This is a genomic window from Ruegeria sp. CG4 (assembly GCF_056537185.1).
The window spans coordinates 700104-721287 of record NZ_JBQFRB010000001.1; the positions used below are offsets into that span (position 1 = coordinate 700104).

Genomic DNA, 21184 nt, shown 5'->3' on the forward strand with positions numbered 1-21184 from the left:
TTTTCCGGGGTTCCGGCGCATAGTTCGGAAATATCAACTACGCCCCATCCTTCCCAAGCCCTTCCAGCAAGGGCACAAAACGGACAGGCAACAATTCATCATAGTCCAGCCCGGTTTCGGTCCGCCTGACCCGGATCAAAGTCTGAACCGCATCCGACTGGCCCACCGGCAACACCATAATACCGCCGATTTTAAGCTGCGCCAAGAGCGGCCCGGGCGGGTCTTCCGCAGCGGCGGTCACAATGATCCGATCGAACGGGGCCTGTTCGGGCAAACCATACGATCCATCCGACAGCATGGCCGTCACATTTGTCAGGCCCAGTTCACGAAACAACTCACCGGTTTCGCGCACCAGGCGCTTGTGGCGTTCAACCGTGTAGACCCGGCGCGCCAGCTTTGCCAGGATCGCCGCCTGGTAGCCCGAGCCGGTTCCGATCTCCAGAACCGTGTCCCTTGGTCGAACCTCGAGCGCCTGCGTCATAAGCCCCACGACCGACGGCTGGCTGATCGTCTGACCACATGCAATCGGCAGGGGTGTATCCTCATAGGCGCGTTCCGCGAACAGGCCCTTGACGAAGCGGCCCCGGTCGATCTGTTCCATCGCCGCCAGAACGCGCGCATCCGTCACCCCGCGTTTACGCAGGGCGAACAGAAACTGCATGGTTGTTTCAGGGTTCAGTCCACTCATTCGATCGCCTTCAGCGCCTCCAGCGTATCATGCGCCGTCAGGTCCGCCCGCATCGGCGTGACCGAGATGTAGCCTTCCAGATTGACCGCCGCGTCGGTCCCCGGAGCGGTCGGGTTATGCTGATACCCGCCCTTGATCCACAAGAACCGCCGCCCCGAGGGCGAACTGTGGGGTTCTACCGAAAAGCATGTGTCCCGGCGATACCCCTGTGATGCGACACGGGTGCCCAACACCTCATTCGCAGGCACTGGTGGGAAATTCACGTTGTAGAACAACCGGTAATCGCCCTGCTCTTGCGGTGTCGCATCCAGAATGCGCCGGACAAGATCCGCGCCGAACCGGCCAGCGGCCTCGAACGGATCCTCGAGGCCCAGATTCCGGGGGCCAAAATATTGCGACATGGCAATCGCAGGCACGCCCTGTAATGCCGCCTCCATCGCGCCGCCGATGGTCCCGGAATACAGCGTGTTCTCGGCCGAGTTGTTGCCCCGGTTGACGCCGGACAAAACCAGATCGGGCTGCTGGTTCTTCATCACATCATGCAGGCCCGCAAGAACGCAGTCAGCGGGCGAGCCTTCGGCGGCAAAGCGACGCTCGCCCATTTTGGCGATCATCATGGGATGGGTATAGCTGATGCAATGACCAACGCCGGACTGTTCGAAGGCCGGGGCAACGACCCAGACCTCTCCGCCTGGCCCTGCCAGTTCGGCTGCAATCGCCTCAAGCGTGATCAATCCCGGCGCATTGATGCCGTCATCGTTGGTCAGAAGAATACGCATGTGCCCGAATTACCCCCGCGTTTCGCCCTTGATAGACCCAGCCCCACGCTGCGGCAAGCAATGCACGTCCGCAATCTGCGGCTTTCACGCACCACTTGGCACTAAACTGAGCCATAGCCCCTCAGACCGGGAATACGAAACACCGGTTGCGGCGAACCGTCAGCCACATGACCCGACCCGGGCTGGGTACAAAAACATTCGGAACAGTGGCTTTTAGGGTCGAGCCATCATGATCCATCTCAAACTCGACAAGGCTTTCATTGCCCAGAAAGCGCGCGCGCTGCACCACCCCACGCGCAGCAACCCCATCCGTGTGCGTCGGCAGCGGCCCCTTGCCGCCCCGGTCGAAGTCCAGTCGCACATGCTGTGGTCGAAACACTATCTCGACATCGGTGCCATCCGGGACACCCGGCGCCAGAAACTGCCCGAAAGGCGTTTCCGCCAAAGCTCCGTTCACCTGCGAACGCAACACGTTGACATCGCTGAAAAAAGCAACAGCCGCCTTGTCTGCCGGACGCGTATACACGTTATACGGCGCGCCCTGTTGTATGATCTTGCCGCGGCGCATCAGGGCAATCTCATCGGCCATACGCATCGCCTCTTCGGGCTCGTGCGTTACAAGCACCACCGCCGCGTCTTCTTCCTTGAGGATGGCCAGCGTCTCATCTCGGATGCCATCGCGCAAACGATTGTCGAGGCCCGAAAAAGGCTCGTCCATCAACATGATGCGCGGGCGCGGTGCCAGCGCGCGGGCCAGCGCCACGCGTTGCTGCTCACCACCTGACAGGTGATGCGGATACCCATCGATGAACCGCATCAGATCGACCTTGGTCAGCAGTTCCTCGACCCGGGCGCGTTTTTCCTCTTTCCGGCCTTTCAGACCGAACGCAACGTTGTCCGCCACGCTCAGATGGGGAAACAGGGCAAAATCCTGGAACATCAACCCGATCTCGCGCCGTTCCGGCGGGACACGGAAAACCGTGTCGCAGATCAGCTTGCCATCGACGTAGATCTCGCCCGAGTCCTGCATCTCGACCCCGGCAATCATGCGCAGCGTGGTGGACTTACCACAGCCGGACGGTCCCAGCAGACATGTTACCTGCCCTGCCTGCACCGTCAGCGAGACGTTATCCACCACGACCTGACCGTCATAGCGCGCGACCAGATTGCGAATCTCCAGACGAGGAGGAGGAGTTTTCTCTACTGTCACCGATGAACCCCGTTGCCTTTCCCGATCAAATTCATCGGGCTTGGGCGGGGATAACAATCCCGCCCCTCAGGCGCAAGGGATCAGCAGCATCCACCAGAGGCGGCTTCTCCTGTGGCTTCGAACGGACTTTCGCCCCCGCAACCTTCGAAGATGCCATAGTGGTTCGAGAAATCACCAATGAACTGGAAATGCCGTGCAAAGCGCGTGTCGTTCAGCATCATCCAGGTGTTGCCGCAAACCGGGAAAACCTTGCCGGTTTCTATGGCATGGTGGTCGTCCAGCTCAAACAGATGCGGCGCGTTGGGAATGGTGCCCTTGTAGATCACGGCCTGACCGTAATCCTCGCAGGCAGGTTCCAGATCAGGCAGCTTGAACAACCGGTAGGTGGCCGAAAGAAATTTCAGCGGCGCGACGCGCTCTTCCAGAACCGGATTTTCAATGGTCAGCGGACGATGCGTCACCCGGCGCGGATCACCAAACCCTGCCTTGCGCGACATTGACAGGAAGTCGTTCCAGTACAATGCCCCGGACAGGCACTCGCCATACAGAACCTCATCCTCAGCCATGGCGGCAGGAACACGGCGGTCAGCGTACACGTCCGAGAAATACATCTCGCCGCCCTCTTTCAGCAGCCGATGCGCGCCACGCAGAACAGCATCCTTGTCGGTGGCCAGATTAATAACGCAGTTGGACACGATGATGTCGAACGATCCGGGCTCAAGATTCAGTTCGTCCAGCTTTTCGATGTAGCCGTGATGGAATTCCACATTGCTGGCGGCATATCCGAACGCATTCGCGTGATAGTCCTGATGCGCCCGCGCGACGTCCAGCTGTTCCGGTGTCATGTCCACGCCAACGACGCGGCCCTTTTCGCCGACCATGGCGGACAACGCATAAACGTCACGGCCCGCACCGCACCCCAGATCGAGGATCGACATTCCTTCCAGGTCCAGCGGCGCAATCAAGCCGCAGCCGTAGTACCGTGTCAGCACCTCGTCATGCACCCGGGACAGAATCTTCTTCAGATGATCCGGCATGTCATCGGGCGTGCAGCATGCGTTGGTCTGCAAATCCGAACTGCCTTGCAGGACTTCGCCATAATAGTTCTGCACCGCCTCATGCTTCATCACCGGAATCCTTTCCTCAGCCACTGTTCAGCAGCTAGTGCAAGACCGGCTGGCGCGCAATCAGGCGACCGCCATTCTGACAAAAGCGTGAGAGCTTCTTGCCGTCTCAGCCAAGCAGTTCGAAATCCACACCGGCGCGTATTTTACCATTCACCTGAATCTCCAACCGGTGCATGCCCGGCACCAACCGAAAGGTGGTGGCATCGCCTTTTAGCTTGTGTTTCTTGGCCAGTCTCAGTGTGCCATCGCGCAGAACGGACTGCTTCAGCTTGTGAACCTTGGGTGAAACCTTTCCGCCAGGCCTCTGAAAATGAATGATATAATCAACCAATACTGGCTGATCGCCTGAACCTCTCAGATCAACTGAAAACTCCAGCGCCTCACCAATCCGGGAATCCCCATGCAGGTCAACCGCAACGATCAGTTCGGCATCGGGATCATAACCCAGCATCTTCATCGCCCTTGCATGGCCCGATTTCACCAGCCCGCGCAGGGCATGAGAGGTCATCCAGCTTAGCTCGTCAGCGTTCTGTCGGCTGTCCGCCTGCCAGATCTGCAATCGATCCAGAGCCAGATCCGGGTCCGTTTTGGTGATATCGTTCAGATGGTTCGCCACAGACCGCGTGACATATCGCGTGTTGTCGCCGTGCAATCTGTCAAGCAGTGGCACCGGATCGCTCAACTCCAACCCCACCGCCTGCCCCCAAGGTAATCGAGGCCGCGTGCCTTCACTGACCAGACGACGCACGTGATAGCTGGAATGCACGCACCAATCCTGCATCCTTTCGATCACAAGATCCGGGTGGGCATTCAAAAACGGTCTGATCGCCCATTCCATCGAGAACCGCTGCGTCAGTTCCTCAAGTATATCCAGTGCCAGATCGGGGTGGTTCAGCCCTGCCGACACCACCCAATCGCCCAATGGCGCAAAGATGAAATCTCCGAAATCATCATCGGTCTTGTCCGGATCCAGAGGCGGCGGCAGCGCACGCAGGATCACCGGGGCCACATCAGGCAATTCACCGGGAGCTGCATGTTGCAGGCACTCGGCAATCCAGGCCATCCGCTCTTTCAACTCAAGTTCTGGCAACCGCTGCATGACACGCGCCTGAAAGGCAGGTGCGTCAAAACCAGCATCAGAAGCAGAGAATAAACCCGCAAGATAGCTGGTTTTTTCCGCGTTGAACAATTGGTCCTTAAGTGAAAACCCCTGCGCCATGCTCACATCGTCAGATTGGTGCCGCCGCCATCCAGCAGGATGTTCTGTCCAACGATGAACCCGGCATGTTGCGAGCACAAAAATGCACATGCCGCGCCGAATTCCTGCCGCGTGCCATATCGCCGGGCAGGAATGGTCGCCTCGCGTTCCGCGCGCGCCTCATCCATTGAAATCCCCTTCTGCGTCGCCACGCCGCCGTCCAGCGACACCGCGCGATCCGTGGCGTGAATACCCGGCAGCAGATTGTTGATGGTAACCCCGCTCGGGGCCACCTGTCGGGACGTCCCGGCTACATAGCCCGTCAGTCCGGTCCGCGCCGCGTTCGACAAACCCAGCGCCGGGATCGGCGCGCGCACCGATTGCGAGGTGATATTCACCACCCGGCCCCAGCCCTTGTCCATCATTCCCGGCAGCAGTGCCTTCATGAACGCAATCGGCGTCAGCATGTTGCCGTCCAGCGCCTTGATAAAATCATCCCGATCCCAGTCAGACCACAATCCGGGCGGTGGTCCACCGGCATTTGTCACAAGAATATCAACACCCTGCGCGGCGTCTATCACCTGGCTTTGCCCCTCGACCGAGGTCACGTCGCAGGCCACCGTCTGCACGTCGACGCCATGTTCCGTCCTCAACCGGGCGGCTTCGGCTTCCAAAGCGTCCACCCCGCGTGCGTTCATCACCAGATCGACACCGGCTGCGGCCAGGGCTTCGGCACAGCCAAGACCCAAACCCTTGCTGCTGGCACAGACAAGTGCGCGTTTTCCACGTATTCCCAGATCCATCCGATCCTCCCCATCTGTTGTTGCCTGCATGTCTAGCACCGGCCAGACAGGGAAGACCAGAAGTCAAAGCGCGTCAGTAAAAGAACTCTTCGCGCACGATCTTTCCATTGGCGACGTGATAGATGCCTACCTCTTTCATGTCGAAGCTTTCACCGCTTTCCTTGACGGTGCCCTGCACTTCAAAGATCACGGCAAAACGGTCGTCGCCGTGCGGGAACGGATCGCTGACGGATGCGCCAGACACCTCATGCGCGCTTTCCCACCATTCATGCTTGCCCCGGATCGCATCGCGGCCATGGGTTTCACGGTCCATGCCTTCCATTTCATGCGCTTCGACCGAAACAGCATCCTGCGCATAGAGCTTCTCCAAATTCTCCTTGGCCCGGTTTTCGCGGCAACCGGCAACCAGTTCGTCGGCAATCTCTTTCAAATTCATCGATCTTCTCCGCAATTTGTTCACTATATGTTCTTGTTGCCACAACGGTATGATTCGAACCAGCCCCTTTGTCTTGCCTCGGCAGGATTCCACGCCTATACGCGCGCTCATGCTTGATACCGCCTCGAACCAACCCGTATTGCCGCCCGAGATTGCCCGGCGCCGGACATTTGCCATCATCTCGCACCCGGATGCGGGCAAAACAACGCTGACTGAAAAGTTCCTGTTGTATGGGGGTGCAATTCAGATGGCTGGCCAGGTGCGCGCCAAGGGTGAGGCGCGGCGGACGCGTTCGGACTTCATGCAGATGGAGAAGGATCGTGGTATCTCGGTTTCCGCCTCGGCAATGTCGTTCGATTATGGGAACTTTCGGTTCAATCTGGTCGACACGCCCGGTCACTCGGACTTCTCAGAGGATACCTATCGCACCCTGACAGCCGTGGACGCCGCCGTGATGGTCATCGACGGCGCAAAGGGCGTGGAAAGCCAGACGCAGAAACTGTTCGAGGTCTGTCGCCTGCGCGATCTGCCAATCCTGACCTACTGTAACAAGATGGACCGCGAAAGCCGCGATACGTTCGAGATTATCGACGAAATTCAGGAAATGCTGGCCATCGACGTCACGCCCGCCGCGTGGCCTATCGGTGTCGGGCGCGACTTTATCGGCTGCTACGACATGCTGCGCGACCGGCTGGAACTGATGGACCGGGCCGACCGCAACAAGGTGGCCGAAAGCATTGAGATCAACGGGTTGGACGACCCCAAACTGGCCGAGCATGTGCCCGAACACTTGCTGGAAAAGCTGCTGGAGGAGGTCGAAATGGCGCGCGAACTGCTGCCCGCCCTGGACCCGCAGGCGGTACTGGAAGGCCACATGACCCCGATTTGGTTCGGCTCGGCGATCAACTCGTTCGGCGTTAAGGAACTGATGGAGGGCATCGGCGCTTACGGACCGCAGCCGCAGGTTCAGTCCGCTGAACCGCGCCAGATCGCACCCGACGAAAAGAAGGTCGCAGGCTTCGTTTTCAAGGTGCAGGCCAATATGGACCCAAAGCACCGCGACCGTGTGGCGTTCGTGCGCATGGCTTCTGGCCATTTCAAGCGCGGCATGAAGCTGACGCATGTGCGATCGAAAAAACCGATGGCGATCTCGAACCCCGTCCTGTTCCTGGCCTCCGACCGCGAATTGGCGGAAGAAGCCTGGGCTGGGGACATCATCGGCATTCCGAACCACGGCCAACTTCGCATCGGCGACACGCTTACAGAAGGCGAAGCGCTGCGCGTGACCGGCATCCCATCGTTCGCTCCGGAGTTGTTACAAGGTGTTCGCGCAGGCGACCCGATGAAGGCGAAGCACCTTGAAAAGGCTCTGATGCAGTTTGCCGAAGAAGGCGCGGCCAAGGTGTTCAAACCCTCGATCGGCTCAGGTTTCATCGTAGGCGTCGTTGGCGCGCTGCAATTCGAAGTCCTCGCCAGCCGAATCGAGATGGAATATGGCCTGCCTGTGCGTTTCGAGGCGTCGCAGTTCACCAGTGCCCGCTGGGTCAGCGGCGACAAGCCCGAAGTTGAAAAGTTCGTGAATGCCAACAAGCAGCACATCGCCCATGACCACGATGGTGACATTGTCTATCTGACCCGCTTGCAATGGGACATCGACCGGGTCGTCCGCGACTATCCGACGCTGAACCTGACGGCGACCAAAGAGATGATGACCTGAGCCCTTGCCTGCTCTAACCTGCAGGCAAGAAGGCGAAACCGGGCACGGCATGGCAAGAAAACCAACCTGGGGCATTGTGTCCACAATTCGGGGTCCGGCTCCGGATATCCTCGGATTTGCGGCCTATCACCTCGATCTGGGGCTTGACCGGATGTACCTTTTTCTGGACGAACCCAATCCGCAGGCTTTCGAAGCCCTCCGGGCCCATCCAAAGATAGACGTGTGGGTCTGTAACGCCGCATTCTGGGAAAGGCGAAAGCGGGACCGCCCGGACAAACACCAGGTGCGCCAGACAGCAAACGCCACCTACACGTACCGCAAGACAGACCTGAACTGGCTGGCCCATATCGACCTGGACGAGTTCCTTTGGCCGAAACGCCCGGTTCCAGACCTGCTGGCGCAGGTTCCAGATGACATTCCCGCCGCCCGCACCCGCCCGATCGAGGCGCTGGCGACCGGCAAAGATCTGTACAAGGCCTTTATTCCCAAAGGCCGGGGCCGCGACACGCTGGTGCAAACCCTTTATCCCACCTACGGCGCTTTTGTTCTGGGCGGTTTCCTCAGCCACATCCAGGGCAAGCTGTTCGTTCGTACCGGCATGTCGAAGATCAACTTTCGCATCCACAACCTGTTTCAAAACGGGGAAATTCTGCGCGATTGCGTGGAACTGGACGGCATGGACCTTTGCCACCGCCATGCGCCCGATTGGGAACACTGGCTGGCCCACTATCCGTTCCGGATCGCACGCGGATCCTATCAGCCCGGCATGTCGCCGAATGTCGCGCGCGAACGTGGCGGCGTGAACATGAATGAACTTCTGGGCATGATCGAAGCAGAAGATGGCGTGGATGGGCTGCGCCGTTTTTTTGACGAGATGAGCGGCGCAGACCCCGCGACACGCACCCGGCTGGAAGATCACGGCATGATCCGGCATCGTCCCCTTGATCTGGACGCAAAAGTCGCGAAACACTTTCCCGGAACCAATTGAATTGTTGCGGAAAACTGAATACACGCCTTTGGCGCCTCCAGATTAACCGCTCTTCATTTGACCTGGTGTTACGATTTTGTTATGTCCCGCCCAAGCCGAAATGCGCATCGGGCGCATGGCCATCCGGGCCCGGCATTTTACAGACGCGCGGGCCAGGTCAAGTGTCCGCATGAACCGGACATATATGACAAAGTTTAACGAACTGAACCTGAACCCGAAGGTCCTCAAGGCTATTGAGGAAGCCGGATACGAAACACCCACTCCGATCCAGGAAGGCGCGATTCCACCTGCGCTTGAGGGCCGCGATGTGTTGGGGATCGCCCAGACCGGTACTGGCAAAACCGCCAGCTTTACCCTGCCGATGATCACCCTGCTGGCTCGTGGCCGCGCGCGTGCACGTATGCCGCGCTCGCTGGTGCTGTGCCCGACCCGGGAACTGGCCGCTCAGGTGGCGGAAAACTTCGACACCTATTCCAAGCACCTGAAACTGACTAAGGCGCTGCTAATCGGCGGTGTCAGCTTCAAGGAGCAGGAAGCGCTGATTGACCGGGGGGTCGATGTTCTGATCGCCACGCCGGGCCGCCTGCTGGACCATTTCGAACGCGGCAAGCTGTTGCTGACCGGGGTGCAGATCATGGTGGTAGACGAAGCCGACCGGATGCTGGACATGGGATTCATCCCCGATATCGAACGCATCTTCTCGCTGACGCCGTTCACCCGGCAGACCCTGTTCTTCTCGGCCACCATGGCGTCCGAGATCGAACGGATTACCGACACTTTCCTGTCTGCCCCCGCACGGATTGAGGTTGCCCGTCAGGCCACTGCGTCCGAGACCATCGAGCAGAGCGTGGTCATGTTCAAAGGTGGTCGCCGCGACCGTGAAGCCAGCAACAAACGCAAGGTTCTGCGCGCGCTGATCGACTCCGAAGGCGACAAATGCACCAACGCGATCATCTTCTGTAACCGCAAGACAGATGTGGATATCTGCGCGAAATCGCTAAAGAAATACGGCTACAATGCCGCCGCCATCCATGGCGATCTGGACCAGTCGCAACGGATGAAAACACTGGACGGTTTCCGCGACGGCTCTCTGCGCCTGCTGGTCGCCTCGGACGTGGCGGCACGCGGCTTGGATATTCCATCGGTCAGCCATGTGTTCAATTTCGACGTACCGGGCCATGCCGAGGATTACGTCCACCGCATTGGCCGCACAGGCCGCGCCGGGCGTGAGGGCAAGGCCATCACGATCTGCTCGGGCCGCGATGAAAAGGCACTGGATGCGATTGAAAAACTGATCCAGAAGGATATTCCGCGCATCGACAACCCGGTCAAGGATGAACCCAAACCGGACACCCCGAAGCCCGAGAAGAAATCCAGATCTTCCGAAGGCCGAAAAAGTGAAGGCAAGCGGGAAAAAGAACCCAAACCCCGCGGGCGCAACCGTCACGAGGACAACGGCCCATCAGTCGTGGGCATGGGCGATCACCTGCCAAGCTTTATCGCCCTCAGCTTTGATGAGCGTCGCACGGGCTAGATCGCCAGCACCAACGCCAGAATTGATATTCCAAGCAAAGACATCCCGGCGATCTCACGCCGGGTGATGGTTTCGCGGAAAAACAGCAACGAAGCCAGCAGGCTGAGGATCAATTCCACCTGCCCCAACGCTTTGACGTAGGCCGCATTTTGCAGCGTGAACGCAAAGAACCAGCAGAACGAACCACACAAGCTGGTCAGCCCGACAAAAACACCGGTTCGCCGGGTGTCCCAAACGGCCCGCAATTCGGCCCGGTCACGCCATAGCAGCCACAGTCCCATGCTGAGGAACTGAAACATGATCACGGCGGCCAGCGTGACCAGCGCGCGGAACCACGCATCCAGATCGCCCAATTGCATCGATGCACCGCGATAACTGACTGACGAAAAGGCAAAAAGCACGCCGGATCCCAACCCCAGTTGGGACGCCTTGTTGGTCAGGTGGCGCCACCACTCTCCGTCGCCGCCCGGTGTTTTGGACAACAAGAACACCGCCGCCAAACCCAGCAGGATGGCAATTAATGCCCCTGATGAAACCTGATCGCCGAGGATCAGGAAACCGACGATAGCCGTCTGAATCACTTCGGTTTTCTTAAAGGTGATACCCACAGCAAAATTGCGCTGTTTGAACAGAGCTACGACGCAGATCGTCGCCAGAATCTGAGTGGTCCCGCCAAGAACCGCAAACATCCAGAACTTCGCGGATAAATGTGGCAGTGCAAAACCGGTCGATTGCATGGCAACGATCAGGCCGATGACGGCCAGCGGCATCGAATAGGCAAACCGCGCGAATGTGGCGCCTGCCGCACTCAGTTGCACGCGGCTCAGCGATTTTTGCAGCATGAACCGCACGGTCTGAAACGCAGCGGCCGCAACAGTGACGGGAATCCATAGGCTCATGGCTTCCCTTTTGTCCTTAAATCAACCCTTTGGCCAGAGAGGATGCGCCACCGGATCTTTGGCGCTCCAGAAATGCTGACGGAAGATTTGTCCGTAAGAACGATAGACATACGCCTCGTTGCAGGCCAGATACCGTTCCTTGTTGTTCCGGTAAAGCGCAGGCAGCTGATACCAAGGCGTGCCCGGATTCATATGATGAACGACGTGCAGGTTGTTGTTCAGAAACAGAAAAGCCAGCGGACCTCGATCTTCGACGATAACGGTTCGGGCCCGCGATTTCTCATGCGCGCGATGCTCCAGAAAAGTGCGGATCTTTACCAGTGCCAGCCCGATATATGCGGAAATGACAAACGCCCAAACTGGCATGGCCGACGCAGCAGCAATCCACAACACCACGGCCACCCCGGGCAGATGCAATGCCCATGCCAGCGGAATGGCCGGATCGCCACGCAGCGCCCCGCGCAACTCATCGCGAAAGAACGCGGTCTGGCCAATAAGCGGCCCCAGAACCATGCGGCCCAAAAGCGTGTTATTGGCGCTGTAAACCAGCTTTTGCCAGCCGGCCAAAGACTCCCATACCTTGGGGTCCAGATAGTTGGTTTCGGGGTCATCATAGGGGTCGGTCAGTGCTGCATCACGATGATGCGCAAGATGCATATCCCGGAACCGGTTATAGGGAATGAACAATGTCAGCGGCAGCGCCATTAGCGCCTCGTTCACCCATTTGGTTCGAAAGGGATGGCCATGCAAAGCCTCGTGAGTCAGGGAAGAATGCAGTGCCGCTATGACCCCCATTGCCGGGATGGCCAGCCAAAGGCTCCAGGACGCCATGAAGAAGACTGTCAGCAACCACGCCCCGTAACAGGCAAGAATCAATGCGAAAGTGCGCCACTCGGGACCGGAACGCTCAGACATCACGCCCCCATGTGATGCCGGCCCAGACACGTTCGTAAATCACATACAGGGTCAGTCCGATGGCTGTGTTGATGATTGCCAGCGTACCGCCAACTGCCGCCGATCCGGTTGCGATCAGCCCGACCAGCGTCATCATTGCCAGCCCCATCGCATTCCAAACCACAGCCTTCACGACTGATCTGCGCCGTGTCTCCATTCCGTCACCCATAGTCTTGTTATGCTTCAAGATTTATCGGCAACAGAGGGGCGTGAGAATTCTGAATATGATTAACAAAACTCATCAAACGTGATATTTATTATCACATGCAAGAAAAAATCGACAAACGAGATCGCGCTGCGCAGTTTCGTCTGCGTCTGGCCCGCGCCATGGAAGAGCGCGGTGTCAGTCAAAGCGCACTGGCCCGGGGAATCGGTGTGGACCGATCCACAGTTTCACAGCTTTTGGCTGACGCGGGCGCCCGGTTACCAAACGCACATGTCGTTGGCAGTTGCGCTTCGGCGCTTGGTGTTTCGGCGGACTGGCTGCTCAGCCTCTCCAACCGCCCCGAAAGCGCGGCAGAGCTGCTGGCCAGCTCCCTGACCATGGCCGAAGCCCCCCGCGCCCTGGTTGATGAGCGTATCTTTGAGTGGCATCAGGAGGCGGCGGGATACAAGATTCGCTATGTCCCGGCCACCCTGCCCGACATGCTGAAAACCCGCGCCGTTCTGGAATGGGAATACGCCCCCCATCTGGGTCGTACGGCCGATCAGGCGATCGGTGCGTCTGCCGACCGGCTGGCGTGGATGCGCAGTGCGCAATCGGACTATGAGATCGCGATGCCGCTTTATGAAATCCACAGTTTTGCCCATGGCACGGGCTACTATCAGGATCTGCCTTTGCGGGCCCGACTGGATCAGATCGATCACCTGCTGGAACTCTGCGAATTGCTTTATCCACGATTGCGCATCTATCTGTTTGATGCCAAACGGCTCTATTCCGCACCAGTCACGATATTCGGCCCCCTTCTGTGCGTTTTCTACGCCGGCAGCCATTACATGGCTTTCCGCGACCGTGACCGGGTCGAGGTTTTCACCCGCCATTTCGATACCCTGATCCGCGAGGCGGACCTGACCGCCCGCGATTTTCCGGATCATCTGCGGCAATTCAGGTCAGCGATCTCAGATCCGTCTCAGACGCAGTGATGCGGCTTGATAGTTCCTGTGCTATGGTGCCTTCGCGCGAACGTTTGGGACATCCGACCACAAGACGGAGGACTACAAGAATGGACGCACTGAAAACGGCAGAATACGCACGCGCCCTCTATACCGCTCACGGCGACCGAGCCGAGGCGGAAGCCGCTCAGAAAATGCGCGAGTGCGAAGCTTCCGGTAACACACAGGAAGCTCAGGACTGGCAGGCCGTGCGCAGCGCTATTCGTCAGTTGCGTGGCCCAAATCAGGCCTGACGCTTAGACTTTGGGGTCGGGGTTGACGGTGTGACCATCCACGGCAATCACCTGCCCCGACACCAGCCTTGCCGCATCCGAGGCGAGAAAGACCGCCATATTGGCGATATCCTGCGCCTCGACGAATCGGCCCATCGAGGTGCCCGCGGCATAGCCCTGGTAAACCTGGTCGCGCGTCATTCCTTTGGCCGCGGCCTCACGCTGCAAAACGCCCTCCATTCGAGGGCCTTCGACAGCGCCCGGGCAGATTGCATTGGCGCGAATACCATGTGGCCCCAACTCCATCGCCAGCGTCTTCATCAACCCGATAACGGCCCATTTCGCCGCTGAGTAAGGTGCCCGAAACGGATACCCATATTGTCCGGCCGTCGAAGACGTCAGGATTATGCTTCCCGCCCGCGCCGATTTCATCATCGGGACCGCATGTTTGGCTGCCAGAAATGCGCCGTCCAGATTGACCGCGACACAGGACCGCCACGCGGCCAGATCGATATCCTCGATCGCGTCAGTCGGCCCTGCGATCCCCGCATTGGCGCACAGCACGTCCAGACCGCCTGCTGCACCGGCCGCCTGAAAGACGGCGCTCATGTCGTTCTCGCTGGTCACATCCGTCCAATGCGCCGTCCAGTGATCCGGCAAGGCCTGCAGCGCCGCCTGATCGATATCCGTCACCCAGACCTCATAGCCTGCCGCGTCAAACGCATCGGCCATGGCACGACCGACGCCCGCGGCGCCGGCCGTGACCAGAACCCGCCGGGTCATGACGGTTTCCGAATGGCCACACCCGCACCTTCGGGGTATGGCAGATCAGCCTGCGCGGCGGCAATTCGCGCCATCGCATCCTCAATTTCGGCCGAAGGCGCGCTGGGGCGGCGGGTTTCCAGACTGACATGCAGCAAAAAGCTCTCACCCGTTGCCAGCAGCTTGTCGCCCTCGTACATGCTGTGGAAAACGTGCAGCTTCTTGCCCTGACCCAACAGCATCTGCGTGCGCACTTCAATCTTTGCGCCCGCATGGACTTCGTCGATATAGCGAAGGTGGTTCTCAGCGGTGAAATAGCTGCCGCCCGAGGCGATGTAATCCGCGTCACAGCCAATGATCTCCATGAACCGGTCGGTCGCCGCAGCAAAAGCCTCGAGGTATTTGGCCTCGTTCATGTGACCGTTGTAATCGGTCCAGTCCAGCGGCACCGCCCGCGACAGGGTCAGGATCGGCTGGCTGAGATCCGCCTGATCCAGCGTCGGCAGCGCGCCGGGCCGCAGCATTGCGTCATGCTGGTTCAGCACTGCACCAGCCCCGTAATTCTGCAGCTTCAGCGCCCGCATCATCCCGACAAGGTTGTTGTCGCGGATACGCTCCAGTTCTCGGATTGAGTGCATCCCGGATTGCGCATCGGACTGTTCGGCGATCATGTCGACCAGTTCATCGGTAAATTCCGGCACGTCCATCAGCTTGGTCCAGGGCCATTGCAGGGCTGGTCCAAACTGCGCCATGAAATGCCGCATCCCGGCCTCGCCCCCGGCCACGCGATAGGTTTCGAACAGCCCCATCTGCGCCCAGCGGATGCCAAAGCCCATACGGATCGCCTCATCGATCTCTTCCGTGGTCGCAATGCCATCCTTGACCAGCCACAGCGCCTCACGCCAGACGGCCTCGAGAAACCGGTCTGCTATATGCGCGTCGATCTCTTTCTTGACATGCAGCGGGAAGAAGCCGACCGACGTCAGCATTTCCTTGGCCTTTGCAACAAGCTCGGGCGCGTTCTTCTCGGTCGGCACCAGTTCGATCAACGGCAGCAGATACACCGGATTAAACGGGTGCGTCACGACGATCTGCTCGGGGCGCAGTGCGCCTTCCTGCAACTCCGAAGGCTTGAAGCCGCTGGTCGAGGACCCAATGATCGCACCCGGATCACACGCCTCCTGCAACCCCTTGTAAACCTTCAATTTCAGCTCTAGCCGCTCGGGCACGCTTTCTTGAATCCAGTCCGCACCCCTGACGGCATCGGCCATATCCTCATGAAAGCTCAGCGCCCCTTCGGCCGGCAAAGGCACATCGCTGAGTCCCGGCAACGAGCGACGTGCATTGTCCAGCACTTCGCCAATTTTGCGCTCGGCTTCCGGGTCCGGGTCGAACACCCGAACATCCCAGCCATTCAGCAGAAACCGTGCGGCCCATCCGCCGCCGATTACACCACCACCAATGATCGCCGCTGTTTTCATGTCATCCTGCCAGTTGAACGCGCATATTTCATCTTTTTCAAAATACTCCGGGGGTTTGGGGGCTGGGCCCCCAAGTATCGCTCCGTTCTCACTTCGCTACCGGAGCCCGTTTAACCAGCCCCAGCTTTTCACGCACTTCCTGCGGTCCGATCACCCGTGCACCCATGTTTTCGATGATGTTGCCCGCGCGCTCCACCAACTGCCAGTTCTCGGCAAGCACGCCTTTCTCCAGCCACAGATTGTCTTCCAGCCCGACGCGCACATTGCCGCCCGCCAGAACCGAGGCGGCAACAAACGGCATCTCGTTCCGTCCCAGCGAGAACGCGCTGAAGGTCCAGTCATCCGGCACATTGTTCACCATCGCCATGAACGTGTTCAGATCATCCGGCGCGCCCCACGGTACGCCCATGCACAGCTGGACCAGGGCGTTGGGTTCCAGAATACCTTCCTTGACCAGTTGCTTGGCAAACCACAGATGGCCGGTGTCAAACGCCTCGATTTCCGGCTTCACGCCCAGGTCCGTCATCATCTTGCCCATCGCGCGCAACGCACCGGGCGTGTTTGTCATGACGTAATCGGCTTCGGCAAAGTTCATGGTGCCGCAGTCCAGCGTGCAGATTTCCGGCAGACACTCTGCAACATGCGCCACACGCTCGGACGCACCGATCATGTCCGTTGCGGCTTCATTGACAGGGAACGGGTTCTCAATCCCGCCAAAAACGATGTCTCCGCCCATGCCAGCGGTCAGGTTCAGGACCGCATCAACCTCGGCATCGCGAATGCGGTCGGTGACCTCGCGATAGAGGGCCAGGTCCCGCGACGGTGCGCCGGTTTCCGGGTCGCGTACGTGGCAATGCACCACCGCTGCGCCAGCCTTGGCCGCGGCAATCGCACTTTCGGCGATCTGCTTGGGCGAGCGCGGCACATGCGGGCTGCGATCCTGCGTCCCGCCCGATCCGGTGACAGCACAGGTGATGAAGACTTCGCGGTTCATTTCCAGAGGCATTGCGTTTTCCCCAAGTTATACCCGGATTCACCTTGGGTTTTCCCCAGGCTTTTCCCCGGATTCTGATTTGCGTTGCCGCCGACTCTGACGCAGCCTTGGGAAAACACTTGCCAGAATGCGAATCGAACTTGATGAAATCCGCAAAAAACATACTTCAGCCCGAACAACGCGCCCTGAAAACGGCGGTACTGGTGCTGGACGATTGCAACACGCTCAGCTTCGCATCGGCCGTTGATCCAATGCGCGCAGCCAACCGTCTGGCAGACCGCCCGGCCTTTGACTGGGATTACGTCACCGCAACGGCTGAACCTGCAATGCTGACCAGCGCCCTGCAGGTGCCCGGGGTCCCCCTGGCCCGGCTGCAAAGCTGCGAGTTGATGATTGTCGTCGCCGGGTTCCAGCTCGCCCGCCATGCCACGCCCAGCCTACTGGCGGGCCTGCGCCGCATTGCCGGCACCGGCGCCACTATGGCCGGTATCGATGGCGGACCGTGGCTGCTGGCCGAAGCCGGTCTGCTCAACGGCCACCCTGCCACAACGCACTGGGAAGACCTCAGCAGTTTCGCCGCACGGTTCCCCGAAGTCGACGTCCGCCCGGACCGTTTTACCGTGTCAGAAGGCCGCCTGACTTCGGGTGGTGCGATTCCCGCGGTCGAGATGATGCTTCACATCATAGCCGCCCGCCACGGCGCGGGCTTCGCCGCGCGGGTATCGGGCCTGTTCCTCTACGAAGGCGCGCCGCAACCTTCGAAACCCCAAAGTCGCACCGGCGCACCGCATCGCCATTCTGCCCTGACCGCCCGCGCCAATTCGCTGATGGAATCCTCGCTCGACGAACCACTGCCGCTGGCCTATATCGCCGACCGTCTGGGCACCAGCCCCCGCACCCTGCAACAACAGTTCCGACTGCGTCTGAACACCACGCCGCAGGACCACTACCTGCAATTGCGCCTGGCCGAGGCGCGCCGCCTTGTCACCGACACAGACATGCCACTGATGGATGTGGCCCTGGCCACCGGATTCGCCTCACAATCCAGCTTTGCCCGCGCCTTCCGTACGGCCCACGGCCTCTCGGCCCGTGACCTGAGACAAGACCGGACCCAGCCCACGCATCACTGACCAAACCGGTCAATTGTTCAGAAAGACCTCGAGGAAGACACTGCTGGCGACGAGGGCTGCGCCCCTAGAACGGCATCGGATGGGCCCGGTGCGCTTGATTTATCTCGGCCAGAACGTCCGTCGACAATTCAAGATCGGCACCGCGCAGAATATGCTCCAACTGCACGACGCTCGTGGCCCCGAAGATGGCTGACATCATGAAAGGTCGGGTCCGGCACCAGGCCAGCGCCATGTGAACCGGGTCCAACCCGTGGCGGTCCGCGATCTCGAGGTAGGCCGCCACGGCATCAAAGACACGCGCGGACTTGCGTCCCCCCATTGCGGGCACCAGCGACATGCGCGATCCGGCCGGCACGGCCCCATTCTGGTACTTGCCAGTCAGGAACCCTGCGGCCAAAGGGGAAAATGCCATCAGCCCCACATCCTCGTGTACGCTCAACTCGCCCAGGTCGGTGTCGAAGTGGCGGCAGAGCAGCGAATACTCGTTTTGTACAGACGCGACCCGTGGCGCGCCTGTCTGTTCGGCCAGCCGCAGCCACTGTGCCGTGCCCCAGGCGCTTTCGTTCGACAGGCCGAATGCGCGGATATTGCCCTTGTCCACCTGCGCCTGCAGCGCCAAAAGGCACTCCTGCATATTCTCCAGAACTTCTCCGGTATTCTTCCCCGATGGCGCATAATCCCAATTCTGCCGAAACATGTAGCTGCCGCGATTGGGCCAGTGAAATTGGTAGAGATCAATGCAATCCGTTTGCAACCGCCGCAGCGAGCCTTCGATGGCCTCGGGGATGGTCTGCCCGGTGATTGGCGCGCCGTCGCGGGCGTGGGCAAACCCCGCGCCGGAATGCTTGGTGGCCAACACATAGTCGCCCCGTCGTGACCGGTTTGCGGCATTCCAGTTGCCCAGAATTTCCTCGGTCCGCCCGACCGTTTCCTTCGAGACCGGGTTCACCGGATACATCTCGGCCGCATCCACAAAGTTGACCCCGGCATCCAACGCCAGGTCGATCTGCGCATGCGCCTCGGGTTCTGAAGTTTGCGTGCCAAACGTCATCGTGCCCAGACACAGGTCCGACACCATGATGCCCGTACGGCCCAGAGGCTTGGTTTTCATCCGTCACTCTCCTGACTTGTTTTCGAAAATCAGGCCTCGGCCTTCTTTTCCCACCGCCCCGACGCCTCGGACCAGTATTGCGCCGAGCATCCTGCTGCGGTCAGCGCTTTCCACTGCCCCCGTGCGTGCTGAACGGCCTGTTCGTCGTTGCCATCGAACAGGATGCACACCCGTTCCAACTCGGCAACCTCGTCGGCCTCGACCGGCGCGCCATCCACCGCCATCACACAGGATGGGTCATTTGCGGCATCCGCCGTGGTGGTCAGCAGGATGGGCTGTGCCGCGTCATGCGGCCCGCCTTCCCGACCATGCGGCAGGAACCCCTCCTCGGGGCCAAGCCACAGTTTTTCATCCAGCCAGTCCATCCGCGCGGGATCGGTCCCCCGCACGGCAACCCGCCAACCAGCCTGCCGCGCCTTGTCAAGCAGCACCGACAGGGTCTGCTCCAAAGGCTGCCGGGTCAGGTGATAGAAATAGACAGCCCCCATCCGATTACTCGAAATTGTCCTGCACGAACCGGCTCAGTGCGCGCACGCCCCAGCCCGTGGCCCCCTTGGGAGCGTAAGACGTCTCGGTTGAAACCGAGGCAACACCGGCAATGTCCAGATGAATCCACGGCGTCTCTTCCTTGACAAACCGTTGCAGGAACTGCGCCGCAGTGATTGAACCCGCAGGCCGTCCGCCCACGTTTTTCATATCCGCAATGCGTGATTTCAACTGTTTGTCATAGGCCTCGCCCAGCGGCAGCCGCCACGCGCCCTCATCTTCGGCCCCGGCAGATTTCAGGAACGCATCGCAGAACGTGTCGTTGTTCGAGAATACACCGGCATTTTCATGTCCAAGACCGATGATGATCGCACCTGTCAACGTGGCCAGATCGACCATGCCAACGGGCCGGAACCGTTCCTGCGCATACCACATGACATCACACAGAACCAACCGCCCCTCGGCGTCGGTGTTGATGATCTCGACCGTATCGCCCTTCATCGAGGTGATCACGTCACCGGGCCGCGTGGCATTGCCCGAGGGCATGTTTTCGACCAGCCCCACCAGCCCGACGACATTGGCCTTTGCCTTGCGTTTTGCCAGCGCCCGCATGGTGCCCGCCACAACGCCCGCGCCGCCCATGTCCATCGTCATGTCTTCCATGCCACCGGCGGGCTTCAACGAAATGCCGCCGGTGTCGAACACGACGCCCTTGCCGACCAGCGCCAGCGGCGCATCGTCCTTGTCGCCCCCGTTCCACTGCATCACAACCACTTTCGAGGGGCTGTCGGACCCCTGTCCGACGCTCAGCAATGTGCGCATTCCCAACTCGGCCAGCTTGTCTTCTTCCAGAACCTCGACCTCGAGCCCCAGCGCCTCCATCTCTTTCAGACGATCGGCGAACTCGGTTGTGGTCAATACGTTGGCAGGTTCGTTGGTCAGGTCACGGGTCATCCGCACGCCGTCGGCCACGGCATAAAGCGGCGCAAAGGCGGCCTCGACCTCGTCATGCTTGCCGTGGCTGATGGTGACAGTGCCGGATTCTTCCGCGTCCTTGGTCTTGTGCGCGTCGAAATCGTAACTGCGCAACGCGATACCCATGGCCAGATCTTCGCACCGCAGCTGATTGGCGGCCATCACCAGCAGATCCTTGCCCCCTGCCAGCTTGGCCAGTGCCGCACCCGCCTTGCGCGCCTCGGCCCGCTCGGGCCGGCGCGGCAGAACCAGAACATCCAGCGCTTCCGCTGCCATCCCACCCGGCCAGCCCAGCGAGATGACGTCCCCGGTTTTGGCCTTGCCGAACTTCTCGCTTTCAACCAGTCGCGCAACCGCGCCGCGTGTCAGGCGATTGGCGCGGCGGGCGGCTGGGCCCATTTTCCCCTCTGACGTGATGATGATCGCCACGCGCCCCTCGGCCTGCGCCATTGCATCGACATCGAAGGCCTGAAAACGGACCGGAACCAGACTGCTCATTGCAAACTCCTCAAAATCTGTTCCCCAAG

The 21184-nt window shown here is 59.9% G+C and carries 22 protein-coding genes; 6 read left to right on the top strand and 16 right to left on the bottom strand.

Translation table 11 applies throughout. From position 1 onward, the window contains the following. Nucleotides 1-37: 37 nt before the first annotated feature. The 7 genes from ACR0J2_RS03440 to ACR0J2_RS03470 all read right to left on the bottom strand — a co-directional run bounded on the left by ACR0J2_RS03440 (nt 38) and on the right by ACR0J2_RS03470 (nt 6241). Nucleotides 38-688, bottom strand: coding sequence for a protein-L-isoaspartate(D-aspartate) O-methyltransferase (locus tag ACR0J2_RS03440; RefSeq protein WP_170610670.1), 651 nt, complete (start codon nt 686-688; stop codon nt 38-40). Continuing rightward, nucleotides 685-1467, bottom strand: coding sequence for a 5'/3'-nucleotidase SurE (surE, locus tag ACR0J2_RS03445; protein WP_480811668.1), 783 nt, complete (start codon nt 1465-1467; stop codon nt 685-687). The genes ACR0J2_RS03440 and surE overlap by 4 nt, the downstream gene beginning before the upstream one ends. A 121-nt stretch (nt 1468-1588) precedes the next feature. Further along, complete coding sequence (locus ACR0J2_RS03450) at nt 1589-2677, bottom strand: ABC transporter ATP-binding protein (protein ID WP_480811669.1); 1089 nt, start codon at nt 2675-2677, stop codon at nt 1589-1591. 80 nt (nt 2678-2757) lie between these two features. After that, nucleotides 2758-3804: a methyltransferase domain-containing protein gene (locus tag ACR0J2_RS03455; RefSeq protein WP_480812022.1), complete on the bottom strand. Its 1047-nt coding sequence runs from the start codon at nt 3802-3804 to the stop codon at nt 2758-2760. A 106-nt stretch (nt 3805-3910) separates the two neighbouring features. Then, on the bottom strand, nt 3911-5023 hold the full coding sequence (locus ACR0J2_RS03460; protein ID WP_480811670.1) for a hypothetical protein: 1113 nt from the start codon (nt 5021-5023) through the stop codon (nt 3911-3913). A 2-nt stretch (nt 5024-5025) separates the two neighbouring features. Continuing rightward, a complete protein-coding gene (locus ACR0J2_RS03465) occupies nt 5026-5805 on the bottom strand; it encodes an SDR family oxidoreductase (RefSeq protein WP_480812023.1) in 780 nt (259 codons plus the stop codon). A 73-nt stretch (nt 5806-5878) separates the two neighbouring features. After that, nucleotides 5879-6241: a SnoaL-like domain-containing protein gene (locus tag ACR0J2_RS03470; RefSeq protein WP_480811671.1), complete on the bottom strand. Its 363-nt coding sequence runs from the start codon at nt 6239-6241 to the stop codon at nt 5879-5881. A 109-nt stretch (nt 6242-6350) separates the two neighbouring features. Here ACR0J2_RS03470 and ACR0J2_RS03475 point away from each other — a divergent pair, with 109 nt between their 5' ends. The 3 genes from ACR0J2_RS03475 to ACR0J2_RS03485 all read left to right on the top strand — a co-directional run bounded on the left by ACR0J2_RS03475 (nt 6351) and on the right by ACR0J2_RS03485 (nt 10480). Next, nucleotides 6351-7958 carry a peptide chain release factor 3 gene (locus ACR0J2_RS03475; RefSeq protein WP_480811672.1) on the top strand — a complete coding sequence of 536 codons (1608 nt, stop codon included), beginning with the start codon at nt 6351-6353 and terminating at the stop codon, nt 7956-7958. A gap of 49 nt (nt 7959-8007) precedes the next feature. Continuing rightward, the gene (locus ACR0J2_RS03480; protein WP_480811673.1) at nt 8008-8946 is read left to right on the top strand and encodes a glycosyltransferase family 2 protein; all 939 of its coding nucleotides are present in this window, start codon (nt 8008-8010) and stop codon (nt 8944-8946) included. Between the two features lie 184 nt (nt 8947-9130). Continuing rightward, the gene (locus tag ACR0J2_RS03485; protein WP_480811674.1) at nt 9131-10480 is read left to right on the top strand and encodes a DEAD/DEAH box helicase; all 1350 of its coding nucleotides are present in this window, start codon (nt 9131-9133) and stop codon (nt 10478-10480) included. Here the strand turns inward: ACR0J2_RS03485 and ACR0J2_RS03490 are convergent. From ACR0J2_RS03490 to ACR0J2_RS03500, 3 genes are read right to left on the bottom strand one after another with little or no spacing between them, the layout of a single operon-like run. Then, nucleotides 10477-11379: an EamA family transporter gene (locus tag ACR0J2_RS03490; protein ID WP_480811675.1), complete on the bottom strand. Its 903-nt coding sequence runs from the start codon at nt 11377-11379 to the stop codon at nt 10477-10479. The two genes, ACR0J2_RS03485 and ACR0J2_RS03490, sit on opposite strands and share 4 nt — an antisense overlap. A 21-nt stretch (nt 11380-11400) precedes the next feature. After that, the gene (locus ACR0J2_RS03495; RefSeq protein ID WP_480811676.1) at nt 11401-12294 is read right to left on the bottom strand and encodes a fatty acid desaturase; all 894 of its coding nucleotides are present in this window, start codon (nt 12292-12294) and stop codon (nt 11401-11403) included. Then, on the bottom strand, nt 12287-12490 hold the full coding sequence (locus ACR0J2_RS03500) for a DUF2061 domain-containing protein (protein WP_170610965.1): 204 nt from the start codon (nt 12488-12490) through the stop codon (nt 12287-12289). Before ACR0J2_RS03500 ends, ACR0J2_RS03495 begins: the two co-directional genes overlap by 8 nt. A gap of 107 nt (nt 12491-12597) precedes the next feature. On the opposite strand from ACR0J2_RS03500, the gene ACR0J2_RS03505 reads away from it, so the two are divergent. Together ACR0J2_RS03505 and ACR0J2_RS03510 are read left to right on the top strand one after the other, a co-directional pair. Beyond that, on the top strand, nt 12598-13476 hold the full coding sequence (locus tag ACR0J2_RS03505) for a helix-turn-helix domain-containing protein (protein WP_480811677.1): 879 nt from the start codon (nt 12598-12600) through the stop codon (nt 13474-13476). Nucleotides 13477-13556: 80 nt separating this feature from the next. Next, a complete protein-coding gene (locus ACR0J2_RS03510; protein ID WP_170610632.1) occupies nt 13557-13739 on the top strand; it encodes a hypothetical protein in 183 nt (60 codons plus the stop codon). 3 nt (nt 13740-13742) lie between these two features. Here ACR0J2_RS03510 and ACR0J2_RS03515 read toward each other — a convergent pair whose 3' ends face one another. From ACR0J2_RS03515 to bcoG, 3 genes are all read right to left on the bottom strand, one after another. Next, entirely contained in the window at nt 13743-14501 is a 759-nt protein-coding gene (locus tag ACR0J2_RS03515) for an SDR family oxidoreductase (protein ID WP_170610629.1), read from the bottom strand. Beyond that, nucleotides 14498-15961 carry a carnitine 3-dehydrogenase gene (locus ACR0J2_RS03520; RefSeq protein ID WP_170610626.1) on the bottom strand — a complete coding sequence of 488 codons (1464 nt, stop codon included), beginning with the start codon at nt 15959-15961 and terminating at the stop codon, nt 14498-14500. Before ACR0J2_RS03520 ends, ACR0J2_RS03515 begins: the two co-directional genes overlap by 4 nt. Nucleotides 15962-16049: 88 nt before the next feature. Continuing rightward, a complete protein-coding gene (gene bcoG, locus ACR0J2_RS03525; RefSeq protein WP_170619157.1) occupies nt 16050-16967 on the bottom strand; it encodes a 3-dehydrocarnitine:acetyl-CoA trimethylamine transferase BcoG in 918 nt (305 codons plus the stop codon). Nucleotides 16968-17098: 131 nt separating this feature from the next. Between bcoG and ACR0J2_RS03530 the strand changes: the two genes are divergently transcribed. After that, the gene (locus ACR0J2_RS03530) at nt 17099-18085 is read left to right on the top strand and encodes a GlxA family transcriptional regulator (protein ID WP_480811678.1); all 987 of its coding nucleotides are present in this window, start codon (nt 17099-17101) and stop codon (nt 18083-18085) included. 64 nt (nt 18086-18149) lie between these two features. On the opposite strand, the gene ACR0J2_RS03535 is transcribed toward ACR0J2_RS03530, so the two are convergent. From ACR0J2_RS03535 to ACR0J2_RS03545, 3 genes are read right to left on the bottom strand one after another with little or no spacing between them, the layout of a single operon-like run. Beyond that, nucleotides 18150-19196, bottom strand: a complete 1047-nt coding sequence (locus tag ACR0J2_RS03535; RefSeq protein WP_480811679.1) for an aldo/keto reductase — start codon at nt 19194-19196, stop codon at nt 18150-18152. Nucleotides 19197-19225: 29 nt separating this feature from the next. Next, nucleotides 19226-19684, bottom strand: coding sequence for a DNA polymerase III subunit chi (locus ACR0J2_RS03540; RefSeq protein ID WP_480811680.1), 459 nt, complete (start codon nt 19682-19684; stop codon nt 19226-19228). A gap of 4 nt (nt 19685-19688) precedes the next feature. Beyond that, entirely contained in the window at nt 19689-21155 is a 1467-nt protein-coding gene (locus tag ACR0J2_RS03545) for a leucyl aminopeptidase (RefSeq protein ID WP_480811681.1), read from the bottom strand. Nucleotides 21156-21184 lie beyond the last annotated feature (29 nt).

Bases quoted from the DNA above. Each gene is read 5' to 3' on its own strand.
- ACR0J2_RS03465 (WP_480812023.1), bottom strand. From the start codon at position 5,805: ATGGATCTGGGAATACGTGGAAAACGCGCACTTGTCTGTGCCAGCAGC.
- ACR0J2_RS03480 (WP_480811673.1), top strand. From the start codon at position 8,008: ATGGCAAGAAAACCAACCTGGGGCATTGTGTCCACAATTCGGGGTCCG.
- ACR0J2_RS03460 (WP_480811670.1), bottom strand. From the start codon at position 5,023: ATGGCGCAGGGGTTTTCACTTAAGGACCAATTGTTCAACGCGGAAAAA.
- ACR0J2_RS03440 (WP_170610670.1), bottom strand. From the start codon at position 688: ATGAGTGGACTGAACCCTGAAACAACCATGCAGTTTCTGTTCGCCCTG.
- ACR0J2_RS03475 (WP_480811672.1), top strand. From the start codon at position 6,351: ATGCTTGATACCGCCTCGAACCAACCCGTATTGCCGCCCGAGATTGCC.
- ACR0J2_RS03530 (WP_480811678.1), top strand. From the start codon at position 17,099: ATGAAATCCGCAAAAAACATACTTCAGCCCGAACAACGCGCCCTGAAA.
- ACR0J2_RS03520 (WP_170610626.1), bottom strand. From the start codon at position 15,961: ATGAAAACAGCGGCGATCATTGGTGGTGGTGTAATCGGCGGCGGATGG.
- ACR0J2_RS03540 (WP_480811680.1), bottom strand. From the start codon at position 19,684: ATGGGGGCTGTCTATTTCTATCACCTGACCCGGCAGCCTTTGGAGCAG.
- ACR0J2_RS03455 (WP_480812022.1), bottom strand. From the start codon at position 3,804: ATGAAGCATGAGGCGGTGCAGAACTATTATGGCGAAGTCCTGCAAGGC.
- ACR0J2_RS03490 (WP_480811675.1), bottom strand. From the start codon at position 11,379: ATGAGCCTATGGATTCCCGTCACTGTTGCGGCCGCTGCGTTTCAGACC.
- surE (WP_480811668.1), bottom strand. From the start codon at position 1,467: ATGCGTATTCTTCTGACCAACGATGACGGCATCAATGCGCCGGGATTG.
- ACR0J2_RS03470 (WP_480811671.1), bottom strand. From the start codon at position 6,241: ATGAATTTGAAAGAGATTGCCGACGAACTGGTTGCCGGTTGCCGCGAA.
- ACR0J2_RS03500 (WP_170610965.1), bottom strand. From the start codon at position 12,490: ATGGAGACACGGCGCAGATCAGTCGTGAAGGCTGTGGTTTGGAATGCG.
- ACR0J2_RS03505 (WP_480811677.1), top strand. From the start codon at position 12,598: ATGCAAGAAAAAATCGACAAACGAGATCGCGCTGCGCAGTTTCGTCTG.
- bcoG (WP_170619157.1), bottom strand. From the start codon at position 16,967: ATGCCTCTGGAAATGAACCGCGAAGTCTTCATCACCTGTGCTGTCACC.
- ACR0J2_RS03535 (WP_480811679.1), bottom strand. From the start codon at position 19,196: ATGAAAACCAAGCCTCTGGGCCGTACGGGCATCATGGTGTCGGACCTG.
- ACR0J2_RS03485 (WP_480811674.1), top strand. From the start codon at position 9,131: ATGACAAAGTTTAACGAACTGAACCTGAACCCGAAGGTCCTCAAGGCT.
- ACR0J2_RS03510 (WP_170610632.1), top strand. From the start codon at position 13,557: ATGGACGCACTGAAAACGGCAGAATACGCACGCGCCCTCTATACCGCT.
- ACR0J2_RS03495 (WP_480811676.1), bottom strand. From the start codon at position 12,294: ATGTCTGAGCGTTCCGGTCCCGAGTGGCGCACTTTCGCATTGATTCTT.
- ACR0J2_RS03545 (WP_480811681.1), bottom strand. From the start codon at position 21,155: ATGAGCAGTCTGGTTCCGGTCCGTTTTCAGGCCTTCGATGTCGATGCA.
- ACR0J2_RS03515 (WP_170610629.1), bottom strand. From the start codon at position 14,501: ATGACCCGGCGGGTTCTGGTCACGGCCGGCGCCGCGGGCGTCGGTCGT.